This is a genomic window from Haloplanus vescus (assembly GCF_900107665.1).
GTDB lineage: Archaea > Halobacteriota > Halobacteria > Halobacteriales > Haloferacaceae > Haloplanus > Haloplanus vescus.
In genome coordinates this window covers 12,677-26,373 of sequence record NZ_FNQT01000001.1, presented here as the reverse complement: position 1 = coordinate 26,373, position 13,697 = coordinate 12,677, and the positions used below count along the sequence as shown (strand labels likewise).

13 protein-coding genes are annotated in these 13,697 nt (G+C 66.1%); 4 read left to right on the top strand and 9 right to left on the bottom strand.

What is annotated here, in order from left to right; translation table 11 throughout:
• Positions 1–465: 465 nt before the first annotated feature.
• A complete protein-coding gene (locus BLU18_RS00165) occupies positions 466–2,094 on the bottom strand; it encodes a methyl-accepting chemotaxis protein (RefSeq protein ID WP_092629639.1) in 1,629 nt (542 codons plus the stop codon).
• A gap of 219 nt (positions 2,095–2,313) precedes the next feature.
• Here BLU18_RS00165 and BLU18_RS14675 point away from each other — a divergent pair, with 219 nt between their 5' ends.
• Positions 2,314–2,466: a hypothetical protein gene (locus BLU18_RS14675; protein WP_176791144.1), complete on the top strand. Its 153-nt coding sequence runs from the start codon at positions 2,314–2,316 to the stop codon at positions 2,464–2,466.
• Positions 2,467–2,470: 4 nt separating this feature from the next.
• Here the strand turns inward: BLU18_RS14675 and BLU18_RS00160 are convergent, their stop codons facing one another.
• Genes BLU18_RS00160 through BLU18_RS00145 form a run of 4 tightly spaced genes read right to left on the bottom strand, consistent with a single transcriptional unit; the run spans position 2,471 to position 5,097 of the window.
• Positions 2,471–2,899 (bottom strand): RNA-binding protein, encoded by a 429-nt coding sequence (locus tag BLU18_RS00160; protein WP_092629636.1) that lies wholly within the window; start codon positions 2,897–2,899, stop codon positions 2,471–2,473.
• A 17-nt stretch (positions 2,900–2,916) separates the two neighbouring features.
• A complete protein-coding gene (locus BLU18_RS00155) occupies positions 2,917–3,108 on the bottom strand; it encodes a DUF1918 domain-containing protein (protein WP_092629633.1) in 192 nt (63 codons plus the stop codon).
• Between the two features lie 58 nt (positions 3,109–3,166).
• On the bottom strand, positions 3,167–4,141 hold the full coding sequence (locus BLU18_RS00150) for an aldo/keto reductase (protein ID WP_092629630.1): 975 nt from the start codon (positions 4,139–4,141) through the stop codon (positions 3,167–3,169).
• A 44-nt stretch (positions 4,142–4,185) separates the two neighbouring features.
• Positions 4,186–5,097, bottom strand: a complete 912-nt coding sequence (locus BLU18_RS00145; protein ID WP_092629627.1) for an acyltransferase — start codon at positions 5,095–5,097, stop codon at positions 4,186–4,188.
• A 173-nt stretch (positions 5,098–5,270) separates the two neighbouring features.
• Here BLU18_RS00145 and BLU18_RS00140 point away from each other — a divergent pair, with 173 nt between their 5' ends.
• Entirely contained in the window at positions 5,271–6,761 is a 1,491-nt protein-coding gene (locus BLU18_RS00140) for a cryptochrome/photolyase family protein (RefSeq protein WP_092629624.1), read from the top strand.
• 72 nt (positions 6,762–6,833) lie between these two features.
• Here BLU18_RS00140 and BLU18_RS00135 read toward each other — a convergent pair whose 3' ends face one another.
• The 4 genes from BLU18_RS00135 to BLU18_RS00120 all read right to left on the bottom strand — a co-directional run bounded on the left by BLU18_RS00135 (position 6,834) and on the right by BLU18_RS00120 (position 12,000).
• On the bottom strand, positions 6,834–7,028 hold the full coding sequence (locus BLU18_RS00135) for a cold-shock protein (protein WP_049938024.1): 195 nt from the start codon (positions 7,026–7,028) through the stop codon (positions 6,834–6,836).
• A gap of 196 nt (positions 7,029–7,224) precedes the next feature.
• Complete coding sequence (locus tag BLU18_RS00130) at positions 7,225–7,713, bottom strand: metal-dependent hydrolase (RefSeq protein ID WP_092629621.1); 489 nt, start codon at positions 7,711–7,713, stop codon at positions 7,225–7,227.
• A gap of 161 nt (positions 7,714–7,874) precedes the next feature.
• Positions 7,875–10,340, bottom strand: a complete 2,466-nt coding sequence (locus tag BLU18_RS00125; RefSeq protein ID WP_092629618.1) for a DUF5059 domain-containing protein — start codon at positions 10,338–10,340, stop codon at positions 7,875–7,877.
• A 157-nt stretch (positions 10,341–10,497) separates the two neighbouring features.
• Entirely contained in the window at positions 10,498–12,000 is a 1,503-nt protein-coding gene (locus BLU18_RS00120; protein ID WP_092629615.1) for a uracil-xanthine permease family protein, read from the bottom strand.
• Positions 12,001–12,105: 105 nt separating this feature from the next.
• Here BLU18_RS00120 and BLU18_RS00115 point away from each other — a divergent pair, with 105 nt between their 5' ends.
• Entirely contained in the window at positions 12,106–12,717 is a 612-nt protein-coding gene (locus tag BLU18_RS00115; protein ID WP_092629612.1) for a hypothetical protein, read from the top strand.
• A 31-nt stretch (positions 12,718–12,748) separates the two neighbouring features.
• The gene (locus tag BLU18_RS00110; RefSeq protein WP_092629608.1) at positions 12,749–13,546 is read left to right on the top strand and encodes an RIO1 family regulatory kinase/ATPase domain-containing protein; all 798 of its coding nucleotides are present in this window, start codon (positions 12,749–12,751) and stop codon (positions 13,544–13,546) included.
• Positions 13,547–13,697 lie beyond the last annotated feature (151 nt).

Genomic DNA, 13,697 nt, shown 5'->3' with positions numbered 1-13,697 from the left:
GTCCTCGCGGGAGCAGTCGTCGCCCTCGTGGGGTGGCGGTGGCGTCGGCGACAGATCGTTCGGTACCCGATTGCTTGCCACACGACGTGTTGGGACTCGGCCTGAGCTACGTCCTGTTCGAACTGGTCGATGAGCCATCGCGCCCATTCCGACACCAGTTCTCGTTCCGTTCGGGGCCGTCGTCCTTGGGCTGGGCGTGGCGTATCGATTTCCGAAACGCTCGACGCGGTGAGTGGTCAGTTCTCAGTTAGCGTGAGTCGCGACTGCGACCCCTATCCGTCGAGTGAACGACTCCGCTATCCGACCGACAGCCACTCGTCGAGGAGAGCCAGTTCGGAACGCCTACAGCCGGATTCGGATGGCCCGATACTGTCGCGATAAATTCTATGTCGCGATAGCAATTCATCCATACTCCGCAGAACCGACGCTCAGAGGTATGCTCGGCCGAAAGAGAGGAGAAACGAATTACTCGGACCGCACGGACCGCTCGGTATCGAACCGCGACACCTGCTCTCGGAGGTTGAGGCTGGAGTCGCTCAGCGACTGGGCCATCTCGGCTGTCTCGGTCATCGCGGAGGACTGCTGTTCGACGCCGCTCGAAATCTGTTGAATGGATCCGGCGATCTGTTGGGACATCGAGGACGTCTCCTCGACGACGCGGCTCACTTGGTCTGCCTCCTCGGCCTGTGCTTCGACGGCCTCGCTGATTTCGGACATCCCGTCGCTGGCGTCGGAGACCGCTTCGTCGATTTCGTCGAAGACGTCGACGAGCTCTTCGACGGCGCTCGCACCGCCCGTAATCTCCGTCGTCGCCATGTCGATTTGCTCGGTGACGTCGGTCGTCCGCTCCTGAGTCTCCTCGATTATCTCTTCGATTTCCTCAGTCGCCTCCTGTGACTCCTCGGCGAGGGACTTGATCTCGTTGGCGACGACGCCGAACCCGTCGCCGCCGTTCGCGGACCGCGCGGCTTCGATGTTCGCGTTCAGCGCGAGCAGGTTCGTCTCGTCGGTGATATCTGAGATGAGGTCGGTGATCTCACCGATTTCGTCCATCTGCCCTTCCAGCGTCTCGATGTCGTCTTCGATTCGGTTCGCGGCCTCGACCGCGTTCTGAATCTGGTCGATGGCGTCGGTCGCCTCGTCGACGCCGTCGGCAGCCAGGTCGGCCGCGTATTCCGACTGCTCGTTGACCTCGTTCGTCGTCGCGGTGATCTCCTCGATAGACGCCGAGAGATTCGAGATGTTCGTGTCGGCTTGCTCGGCTCGCTCGGCGAGGGTGTCCGCACCGTCGACGATTTCGCCACAGGAGGCTTCGATTTCCTGAATCGAACTCGTCACCTCCTCGCTGGTGCTGCTGAGGTCCTCGCTGGTCGACGACACGGTGTCGGCGATGTCGGCCACGTCGTCGATCATGTCCTCCAACTTGGTCGCCATCTGGTTGAGGCCGCCCAGCACGTCGAGGAGGTCATTGTCGATGTGATCGACGTCACCGAGCGTGGCGCGGGCGCCGAGGTTGCCGGACTCGATGTCGCGCATCGTCGCCTTGAGTTCGTCGACGAGCGCTTCGAGTTCCTGCTGTTTGAGGGCGTCCTCCGTGCGGTCCTGGACCATCTCGACGGCGCCAACGAGCGTTCCGTCGTCGTAGATCGGTGCGGCGGTGAACTCGATGTGGCGTTCGTCGCCGCTGGCGTCTATCATCACGCTCTCGTCGCCATAGAGCGTGTAGTCGACGTCCGTAATCTTCGGGACGTCGTACTCCTCGTGGGCGGCCTCAGGTGCCTCAATGACCTTGTCCGCAAGGGTCTTCGACCGGCGGCCGTCAGGATAGAAGGCCGGCCCCGTGACCCCGTGTTCTTGGGTGAGCGACTTCGCCTCCGATTCGGGCTCCTGTGTCAGGGATTCGAGCGCCCGATTCCACAGAATGAGGTCACCCTCGGCGTCGATGATGAAGATTGGCGTGTCGATGTGGTTCAGGATGGTCCGAAAGCCCGGGTCGAACTGCACGTCCGATTCGGCCGTCTCGTCGTCGCGAGCCGTCTCGTCCGTACTCGCCTCCTGAGAGACAGCCCCCACGATACTGGTGAGTAAATTCATAGGCGGGAAACCAGCTCTTGCCCTTAAAAAAGCATCGTCCACAGTATCAGATATGATTCTATCGGGCTATCTCGCTCTATCCACGGCAACGAACGACCACGCTCGCGTGGGTGAACCCAACAGATATATCGCTACGTCCAGTAGGAAAACCACCAATGAATCACCGAACGTCAGCAGCGAGAACGCGTCCGGCGACCGAATCCGTGGAGGGTCGATAACATGCCGTGGGGAGTCAACACGGAGTTCACCGAGGACGAGGGACCGGAAGTGGAAATCGACGAAGACCAAGAGGAGAAAGTCGAGCGAAGCGAGGAAGGGTCGGAGACCACGGAAGATTTCGACATCGACGAAGCGCTGTCGAATCTGGACTGAGGAGTCAGCGAACGTCTTCGAGCGCTTCGCGTGCGTTCTTGACCGCTGACTCTCGCTTCGCGGGGTAGGCTTCGACCTTCCCGCGGAGCGTGATGCCGTTCCCCTGTTCGATATCGCCGCGGAACGCCGCCTGTTTGTCGAGGGTGAGATAGAGCGAACAGTCCTCGGCGACGCGGTCGTCGAGTTCGTCGAGGAACGTGTCGTAGTCGGAGAGGTGGGTGAGGCAGTCGAGGACGTACCGAACGTCATCGGCGTTCTCCAAGCGTGCGGAGAGGACGACGATTCGGTCGCCGTGATGGCCGGTCGTCACCTGCCGGTCGAGTTCGTACTCCTCGGGGAGGTAGGTTCGAAGCGCCGATTCGACGCGCTTCTCGTCTTCCGTGGCGTAACAGAAGGTTCGTAGGTCGACGTAGTGAAAGGGGACACTCGACATGCAGGCGAGAAATCCGATTACGCGTCGTCTTCGTCGACGGCCTCGAGTGCGTCTTCCGGCACACCCGTCTCCTGCCCGTCCTCGAAGCTGACCGTGTACGTCGCGTCGCCGAACATCGTCTCCATCACCTGCGTGATGGCCCCGGTTTCGCCGTCGTACTCACTGTGCTTGTCGTGAAGAACGACCGAATCCTCTTTCTCGAAGCTCATACCCCGATGTTCCGCCGGCGCACATTTAAGCGCGCTGATTCACCAGAAGGCCCGCAGCTCACTCGTGCCCCGAGACGGGGACGGGTTCGTACGGCTCCTCCAGATACTCGATGTCGCTATCGGAGAGGCCGATATCCAGCGCTTCGACCGCGTCTTCGAGGTGTTCTATCGAGGTCGTACCCACGATGGGGGCGTCCACCCACTCTTTGTGCAGCACCCACGAGAGCGCAATCTGAGCCATCTTCACGCCTCGCTCCTCGGCGAGTTGCTGGACGCGTTCGTTCACTGCCGGCCCGCCGCCCTCGCGGTAGGGGTGTTCGTACAGGCGCTTCTCGCTCGCCCCGCGCGTCGTCGCCGCCACGTCCTCGTCGGGCCGAGTGAGATAGCCCCGCGCCATCGGCGACCACGGGATGACGCCGATGTCTTCGCGCTCACAGAGCGGGAGGGTCTCGCGTTCTTCCTCGCGATAGACGAGGTTGTAGTGGTTCTGCATCGTGACGAAGCGGTCGAGTCCCAGTCGCTCGCTCGTGTGCAGGGCGTCCGCGAACTGGTGGGCCCACATCGAGGAGGCGCCGATGTAGCGCACGTCGCCGCGACGCACCGCGTCGTCAAGGGCACGAAGCGTCGTCTCGATGGGCGTGTCGTAGTCCCAGCGGTGAATCTGATAGAGGTCGACCGTCTCCATGCCCAGTCGGTCCAGCGAGTTCGACAGCTCCTGTTCGATGGCCTTGCGCGACAGGCCGCCGGAGTTGGGGTCGTCCTCGTCCATCTGGAAGTAACACTTCGTGGCGACGACCGATTCGTCGCGGTGGCCCTCCAGCGCCGTCCCGAGGACGCGCTCCGACTCGCCGTTCGAGTACATGTTGGCGGTGTCGAAGAAGTTGATACCGAGGTCAAGGGCTCGCTCGACGAGTTCGATGCCCTCCTCCTCGTCGAGTACCCAGTCCCGCCAGTCGCTGGAACCGATGCTCATACAGCCGAGACAGATGCGCGACACCTCCATTCCGGTGTCGCCGAGAGTGGTGTACTCCATGCGTGAGAGGACGCGCGCCGAGACAAAAAGCTACGGCGAGGCGGTCAGTCCGACCCCACTTCGACCGGCGTCTGGAGGTCACGCTCGAACTCGTCGACGGTGTCGAGGTCGGGGGGCAGGTCGTACTCGATGCGACGCGCTCCACGGTTGTCGGGGAGCGGTCCCAAGTCAGCTGCGACCGGCTCCCAGCCCGGCTTCACCTTGATGCTCTCGGCGGGCGTCCCGACGGCGACGTGGTGGGCCGGCACGTCCCCGTGGACGATGGCTTTGGCACCGATCATCGCGTTCTCGCCGACCCGGCTCCCGGCGCCGACCATCGCCCCGGACGCGATGCGTACGTCGTCGTCGACGACGGTCCGGTAGATGGACACGTCGGACTGGTCGACGACGTCGTGGCTGTGAGTGTGGATGGCGGCGCCGTCGGCGACGGAGACGCTCGCACCGATATCGAGGGCGCCACGGTCGTCAAGGAGCACGTTCTCGTGGACGACGGTCCGGTCACCCATCTCGATGTTGTGACCGTACGGGAACCGAATCCCTCGAAAGAGCTTGAGGTCGTCGCCCGCCTCGGCGAAGAGGTGGTCCGCGAGCATCTGTCGGAACGGCAGGGCAACGGCGTCGTTGGCCGCCAACGGTGAGGCGTCGAATCCCAACCAGAGCCACCGAAGGGGCTTCGACCGCTGGAACTGCGCCTCGTCTTTTTCCGCCCACACCTCCCCTTTGGTGTGGACGTGTCGCGGGTGATACGTATCGAGACGGATGCGCTCGGCGAGCGACACCGACTCCCCCGCCTGCCAGCGCTCGTAGACGTCGCCGTCGCCGTGAATCCGTGCCAACACGCCTTGGACCACGTCGGCTGTGGCGTCCGACGACGACAGCTGTTCGTCTACCCCGTCGACGAACTCCTCGACCCGCGCCTGCGCCTCGGGCGATAGTGATACGTTAACTTTTGTCACTAATATAGATGCAAATGCAACCCAGGTAAAGGTGACTGTGGGGACCAAGTTTTGAACGGCGTGTTCGGGCGGGAGCACCAGTGATAGTGCGGGATTCGCACAACATCGCGTGACGCCGAGACGATGTGACGCCCGGGCCACACCGTTTTGCCACTACCGCCCAAACGCCCTCCATGACCGTCTGGTTGCTCGGCGACCACCTCCACCCGTCCCATCACGTCCTCGACGGTGCCGACCGGGTGCTCATGGTCGAGGCGACCGATTTCGCTGACCGCCGGCCGTACCACCCCCAGAAACTCGGCGTGGTGTTCGCGGGGATGCGCCACGCCCGTGACCGACTCCGCGAGGCGGGGTACACCGTCGACTACCGCCGAGCCGACTCCTTCGGCGACGCCCTCGATGCTCACTTCGACGCCCATCCGGGCGACGACCTGACGCTCATGCGCCCGCCGAGTCACGGCGCCGCCGCCCGCCTGCGCGAACTCGTCACGTCGCGCGGCGGGACGCTCACCCTCGTCGACGACGACCGATTTCGCTGTTCGCCCGAGGCGTTCGACGAATGGGCGGACGGCGACGAGTTCCGCCACGAGGACTTCTATCGCTGGATGCGTCGGCGCGAGGGCGTCCTGTTGGATGGCGACGACCCCGTCGGCGGCCGCTGGAACTACGACGAAGAGAACCGGGAGACGCCACCCAAGGACTGGTCGCCGCCGCCGACCCCCCGATACGACCCCGACGACCTGACACGCGAGACGCTCGAGTGGGTCGACTCCGAGTTCGACACGTGGGGCGAACGCGAGGGGTTCGCGTGGCCCGTCACCCGCGCGGACGCCCTCGACGCACTCGACCACTTCGTCTCCCACCGCCTCCCCGCCTTCGGCCCGTATCAGGACGCGATGCTCGGCGGCGAGTGGGCGCTGGCGCACTCGCTCCTCGCTTCCTCCCTCAACCTCGGTCTGCTCCGGCCGGGCGAAGTCGTCGACGCGGCCGTCGAAGCGTGGGAGCGTGACGAGGCGCCGATCGAGAGCGTCGAGGGCTTCGTCCGACAGGTGCTCGGCTGGCGGGAGTTCATGCGCCACGTCTACCGGCGGACGATGCCCGAGTTGGCCGAGGGGGACCTGCTCGACCGGGAGCGGGCGTTGCCACCGCTGTACTACGAGGGCGAGACCGAGATGCGCTGTCTGGACGAGGCGGTGAGCCACGTCTACGAGCGCGGATACGCCCATCACATCGAGCGCCTGATGGTCCTCTCGAACTTCGCGACGCTGTACGGCGTGGACCCCCACGAGCTGAACGAGTGGTTCCACTTCGGATTCGTCGACGCCTACCACTGGGTGACGGCACCGAACGTCCTCGGGATGGGCACCTTCGCCACCGACGCGTTCACCTCGAAACCCTACGTCTCGTCGGGCAACTACGTCGACCGGATGAGCGACCACTGCGCCGACTGCCCGTACGACGTGGACGCGACGACAGGCGAGGGGGCCTGTCCGTTCAACGCGCTCTACTGGGACTTCCTGAAAGAACACGAGGAGACGCTCCGCGGGACGGGGCGGATGGGGCTGATGTACAGCCACGTCGACCGGAAGTCCGAATCGGAGTGGGACGCCATCCGAGAGCGGGCGGCGCGACTCCGCGAGCGAGCGATGGCGGGCGAGCTATGAGAGTGTGAGAGAAATCGAAAATCGTCGTTCGTGCGCCGCTACCCGAGCGTCGAACCGGACTGCGGTTCGCGCTTACAGTCGCTGAAGATTGGTCGCTCGCGGACCCTTGTCGGCTTGCTCGATGTCGAACTCCACCTCCTGTCCTTCTTCGAGGTCCGGACCGCCGATGTCTTCCATGTGGAAGAACACGTCTTCGTCCGAATCTTCAGTCTCGATGAACCCGTAACCGCCAGTGTCGTTGAAGAATGCAACCGTACCTGTCGCCATTGCGTCACACGCAACGCGAAGCAGAAATATAAGGTTTCCGGGGACTCAATTTATCACAGTACGGTCGAGAATAGTGGAGATTGTCGACGTAGTTGTCGATGTTACTGGAATTCGAGGTGGTTTGGGCACCCTCTCTGTGGTATGTGTCCACACGTGACGACACTTTCTTCTGGGACGCTCGTCCGCGTCGAACGCGTCAGGCCATCCGGGCGGCGAGGACGGCGGCGACAGCGGTGGCGCAGACGCCGACAGCGAGGAGCGCGTAGTTGGCGATGGTGTTGTCGGCGCGCGTGAGATAGACCGAGAAATCGCGGCCGGAGAGCGGCCACAGCAACGGGACGCCCGCAGGCGTCAGGGCGTCCGCGAGGAGGTGTGCGAGGATGCCGAGCGCCCCGATACCGAAGCCGAAGGCGACGAGCGTCGACCGGCTACCCGGAATCACCTCCGCGACGCCAGCGCCGAGGCCCGCGCCGACGAGGCCGACGAGAAGTGCGAACGCGAGGGTGTGGGTGGGGCCGCGATGCGAGATGAGCGGGAGGCGGTGGTCCCAGTCGGGCACGGTCGATAGCCAGAGCATGGCGGCGCCGCCGGCGACGGCGAGCGTGGGTCGGCCGAAACTGACGAGTGCGAATCCGACCGGGGCGAACACGAGCAGCGAGACGCCCCAGTGGCCTCGGCGATACATACCTCGCTCTGGGAGTGGCGGCGACCAGAACCTGTCGGTTCCGTATCGGCGGCGCCGTCGCTGGCGAGTGGCGAGTGCGTCGAAAAGGGTGGAGGGAGTGTACGTTACCGTGCCCACGGTGGCGGGGTGGTCGTAGCGGTCAGGGCAAGCCGCGTGTCAGTTCACTCCTCGACGACGACGGTTCCCTCCATACCCGCCGCCTCGTGCGGGATGCAGACGTAGGCGTGTTCACCAGCCGTTTCGAAGGTGTGGACATAGGACTGACCGGAGGCGACGGCACCCTTGCCGTTCTCCCAGCCGGTCCGTGCCGCTTCTTCAGACTCGAAGCCGCCGGACGCCCAGTAGGACGCCCCGTCCGGAATGCCGTCACCGAGGGCGGTGACGGAGTGGGGTTCACCGCCAGCGTGGCTCCACGCCACCGTGTCGCCGACGGAGACGGTGAGTTCGGCCGGGTCGAACGCCACGGCATTCATATCGATGACGTGGTCGGCGTCGTCCGGGACGCCCTCGACGACGTTCGGGCCGCCTTGGAGGTCGGTCTCACCACTCTCGCCGCTCTCGCCGCCGCTCCCGCCGGCGGAGATTTCGGGCGCCTGGTCGATGGCACCCGCGACGGCGAAGCCCGCGTTCCGGGTCGCCTGCGCGAACCGTTCGCCGGCGGCATCAATACTCTCGCCGCTTTCGAGCGCAGAGATGTAGTCCGAGAGCGCCCCCTCGAACGTCTCGTAGGTCTCGTGGTCGCCCGCTTCGAGCGCCTCGTGGACACGCGCGTTCTCGAAGGTGGCGAACACGTCGCTCACGAGGGGCGCGGCGTTCACGTCGCCACCGCTCCCACCGTTCTCGACGACGGCGTAGACGGCGGCGGTCGCCTCGTCGGCGAACGTCGTCGCCGCCTCGTAGGCGTCGGCGTCGCCCGTCGTCGCGGAGCGAACGGCACCGAGCGCCTCCTCGAAGGCGTGGTAGCGCTCCTCGCTGGCGTGCTCGACGGCCTCGTGGAAGCCGTTGGCGCCGCCCTCGAAGTACGCGAAGGCATCGCTCGCAATCGTCTCGGCGCGGTCGGTGTCACCCAGCGCAGCTCGGACGCCGGCGTCGCCGGCCCGTCCGGTCATGTACGCCGCCGCGGCGCCGCTGGCGAGCGGCGTGCCAGCGGTCGCCTCGAACTCGACGAGGGCGTCCGTCGCACCCGAGAGGTGGGTGTCGACGGCCTCGTCGTCGCCCGCGCGGAAGGCGTCGGGGAGGGCGGTGAGGTGTTCCTCCTCGAAGGTGTGATAGAGGTCCTCGCTGGTCTCCTCGAGCGTCTCGTGGAAGCCGCCCTCGTTCTCCTCGAAGCGAGCGAAGAGGTTCTCGGCGATGGTGGCCGCCACCTCGCCCTCGCCGCGGTCGTAGCGCTCGCGCGCGTCGCCGAGGCGGGCGCGGAAGAAGCCGGACTGGAGCACCGGCGCCGCGTCGCTCGCGAGCGCGTCGATGCCCGTCGTGAGGCCGTCGTGGACAGTCGTCACCGCGCTGTCGACGCCCTCGTCGTCGCCGTCCTCGATGGCGGTGATGAGCGCCTCCAGCCCGTCGTGTTCGAACGTCTCGTAGGCGGACTCGCTGGCCTCCTCCAGTGCCTCGTGGGCGCGAGCGCCCTCGAAGTGCTGGAAGATGGACTGTGCGGCGGCCTTGGCAGCCTCTGGCTGGCCGGCGTCGTAGAGCCACGCGGCGTCACGGACGCGAACGCGGTAGGCGTTCAGGCCCGCGGCGTGAGCGGCGGCGACGCCCGGCCCGCCCATGCTGGCGGCCATTTCGGCGTCGAAGCCGACCGCAGCCATCAGCGAGAGGTGACCGATGCCGGCAATCGGCTCGGAGACGAGTTCGTACGCCGCCTCGACTGCGGTGCCGGACGCCGAGAGCGCCGCCTCGTGGACACCGTCGGCGTCGCCAGCGTTAGCCGCCTCGATGGCGTCGTTGAGCGGGGTTTCGAACTCCTCGTGGTAGCCGTCGCCCGCGGATTCGAGCGTCTCGTGAGCGGGCGCCTGTTCGAAGTCGGCGAAGACTCGCTCGCCCACCGTCGCCGCTTCGTCCGTCAGCCCCGCTGTTGCCAGCGCGTCGATGTTCCGAATCCGGGAGGCGAACACGAGCAGCGAGAAGGTTTCGGTGACAGAGTCCGAGGTTCGGGACTGCTGGGCGGACGCCAGTTCGTTGCCCGCGCCGTCGAGGGCGCCGATGGCCGCGTCCACGTCGCCGCTCTCGAACGCCGAGCGAGCGTCGCCGAGGTGCTCCTCGAAGGACTCGTAGGCGGATTCGTCCGTCGACTCCAGGCCCTCGTGAGCGCCGTACTCGCCCGATGCCTGCTCGAAGCGTGCGAAAACGTCGCCGACGAGCGTCGCCGCCGCGCTGGACTCTCCGGCGCGACCGAGCGCCACCGCGTCGTGGAGGCGAGCGCGCATCGTGTTCCACTCCGCGGCGAGCGCGGTGTCCGCCGACGCCTCGGCCGACGGCGTCTCCGTCGCCGTGGGCTCGCTCGTCTCGGTATCTGTCGCCGTCGTGTCGCTGGTTTCGGTGCCGCTCTGCCCACCGCAACCAGCCAACCCGACGCCACCGAGGGCGACGCCGGTCGTCTGTAACAACTTCCGTCTGGTTTGCTGCATAGAATTTAGGCCGGCCTAAAAGTACAAAAGGCCTCCGATTTTTAGGCCAGCCAAAATAATTGAGACGCCGGCGGCGGCCGTCGCCGTCTGGTGGACTTGCGGAGAACATCGACCGCGCCAACTGTTTTAGGTCAGCCGAAAGGCAAAAGGGTGTCGGTCAGTCTCGCAGGAAGCGGTCGAACGCGGAGGCGAAGTCGCTCTCGTCTTCGGTCGCTTGCTCCCACTCCACGAGGCCGCGTTCCTCGCGGGTCCCCTCGATGGTGTTGTCGAGGACGAACGCGACGAGGCCGCCGACGGCCATGCCCGTCGACCCGATGACGTAGATGGTGTCGGCGACGGCGCGAGCGCCGAGAACGGGGCCGAGGACGGCGATACCTCGCATCCCCTCGCGGAACGCGGCGGCGCTCCCGACGTTGCCCATGTACGCCGGAATCGCGAGGCCGGTGAAGAGTGCGATGCCGACGACGAAGACGTTTCGCGAGGAGTTCATGTCGACATACTCCAAGTTCGAGAGGCCGACGGCGACAATTTGGCCGAACATGGCGACGTAGAGTCCGCCGACGATTGGATCGGGGATGGTCGCGATGAGTTGGCCGAAGTAGCCGACGAAGCCGACGAGAAGCATCACCGCCGCCCCGATTTGGACGACGTAGCGCGAGGCGACGCCCGTCAGGCCGATGGCGCCGATGTTCTCGGAGTAGGAGGTGGAACCACCGGTCCCCATGAGGCCGGCGAAGACGTTCATGATGCCCTCCATCCCGATACCGTGGTTGATTCGGCTCTCGCTCGGCGCGCCGACGCCGGAGAGGCGAGCGACGGCGTGGTAGTCACCGAACGACTCCAGCATCGACGCCGCGACGCCCGCAATCATCCCGATGACGTACGCGGTTTCGATTCGCGGCATCCCCCACTGGAGCGGGTAGATGGGCATGAGCGCCGGCGCCGACGCCACGGACGCGAGGTCGACGTAACCCGACGTGCCCGCCGTGTAGACACCGCTCACCGACAGGGCGGCGGCGACCAGCCACGCCACGACCACGCCCAACAGGACGGGGAACAGCTTGAACGCTCGCGAGGCGTCGCCGAGATACTGCGAGAAGAGGACGATCAAGAGCAGCGTCAGGCCGAGCAGCCACCAGTTTCCGCTGGCGCTCGTCACCTGCGGCGTGTTGAACAGCGCAAGACCGATGAGGGCGATGGTCGGCGCGATGATGACCGGCGAGATGTACGACCGGAGTCGCCCGAGGAGGCCGAAGTAGCCGACGGCCACTTCGACCAGCGCGGCGACGACGATGGCGCCCTGCAGCTGGAGGAGTGCCGCCTCCCACGCCGGCCCGGTTGGGTTGCTCGCCTGCACCACGCCGATGACCGCGAGGGCGGGCGCGAGCATCGAGAACGGCGCCCCCTGGACGATTGGGTAGCGGTTGCCGAACGTCGTCTGGGCGAGAGTCGCGATTCCCGAGACGACGAAGAACGTGCCGACGAAGCGAGGAATGACCGACTCGGGCATCCCCAGCGCCCCCGCGAGAATCAGCGGGACGGCGACGTTCGCGCCGACCATCGTCAGGTAGTGCTGAACGCCGAGAAGAATCGACGTGAGCACCGGTGGTTTGTCGTCGATACCGTAGGCGACGAAACTCGACTCGGTTTCGTCGCTCATCGCCACTCACCTACGTGCATACGGGCTTCCTGATTCGCCGCCGTCTAAAGTCGCCCGGTCCACCCGCCGAAAGGGTGAGGTGGGCGGCCCCCGTCGACTCGGCCGATGGACGACGGAGACGACGCCGTGACGGGGACCGATTCGGGGAGCTACGCCCCCGAAAACCTCTGTTACGCCGGCGAACGGGTCGTCGAGCGGGCACCGCTCGGAGGGGGATGGGCCGCCGTCACCACGCATCGCGTACTCGCGTACGACCCGAGCGCCAACGGCCGGCGGTTCGAGGCTATCGACCGCCCGAACGTCCGCGCCGTCAGCGTCGACGCCGAGGGCGACCAGCAGTTACTCGGGTGGGCGCTCCGGGCGGGCGTCTACGGCCTCGTCGGCGTCGGTGGTGGTGTCGTGCTCCGGGCGATGAACCTCGGCGAGACGCTGGCGGTCGGTGCGAGCGCCGGAAGCGCCCCCATCGGGGGCGTCCTCGCCGTGGTCGACGCCCTCGCGGCGGCGCTGGCGCTTCTCACGACGCTCTTGCTCGTCGGCGGGGTCGCGCTCTGTGTCGGCGGCGTCGCTCTCGGCTGGCGCTACCTCCGCACGCGCCAGCCGGCGCTCGTCGTGGAGCGATTCGGCGAGAGCGACGTTCGGTTCGGGGCCCCGCGGGCCGACGGTCGACACGCGGCACAGACGCTCGCGGCGGCGCTGGACGACCGGGGCGGCCAATAGTATATCCCTCCCGACGGCGTAGCGGAGTGGCATGGAAGTCCGGCGGTTCCTCCGCGGTCGCATCGACGACGACCGACTCGACCGGGTGGTCGACGAAGTCGCGGCCCGCTACGGGCGCGAGGAGCCGTCGGTCCGCTATCTCGACGCCGACAACTGGCTCTCGACGCCGCTGGTCCTCGACGAAGACCTCTTCGTGAAGGTCATCTCGAAGCAGAACTCGCTGGTCCACGCACTCATCACCACGGGGCGTAACCTCGGCGTCTTCTCCGCCGGCACCGAGGGCTTTTTCGAGCACTTCGGGACGCCCTACGGGATGGCGAAACACGAACTCGAAGCGACCGAGCGCATCCGCGACATCGGTCTGAACGCGCCCGAACCCCTCGAAGCGCTGGATATCGACGGACTGGGTGTCGTCGTCCTCGAATACCTCCCGGAGTTCAGAGCGCTCGACCAACTCGACCGGGAGACGGAACGGGAGCTCGCGCCAGAACTGTTCGCGGCGCTCCGGACGATGCACGACCACGGCCTCGCACACGGCGACCTCCGGGCCGAGAACGTCCTCATCCTCGACGGCGACCTCTACTTCATCGACGCGACCAACGTCGGGGCGGCGGGACGCGACGACGCCCGGTCCTACGACGTTGCCTGCGGACTCGCGGCGCTCGAACCGCTCATCGGCGCACCGGACACGGTCGACGCCGCGGCGACAGCATACACGACGGCCGAACTCCTCGCAGCGCGGGAGTTCCTGGATTTCGTCAGCATCCGCCCGGACCACGGCTTCGACGCTGCGGCGCTCAAGGGTGAACTGGAGAAGCGAGCGGCGTGAAGGGAGAGGTGGTGGACGAGGTGAGGCGAAGGGTGACCCGGACCGACCTTGCCGGGCGAAGGGGGTCCGGGCCGGGCGAGCGACGACGTGGTGGAGTTTTGGTGCCGAGTCTCGACGAGAAAAGCGTCGATGCGTCGGCGAATGAAAGTTA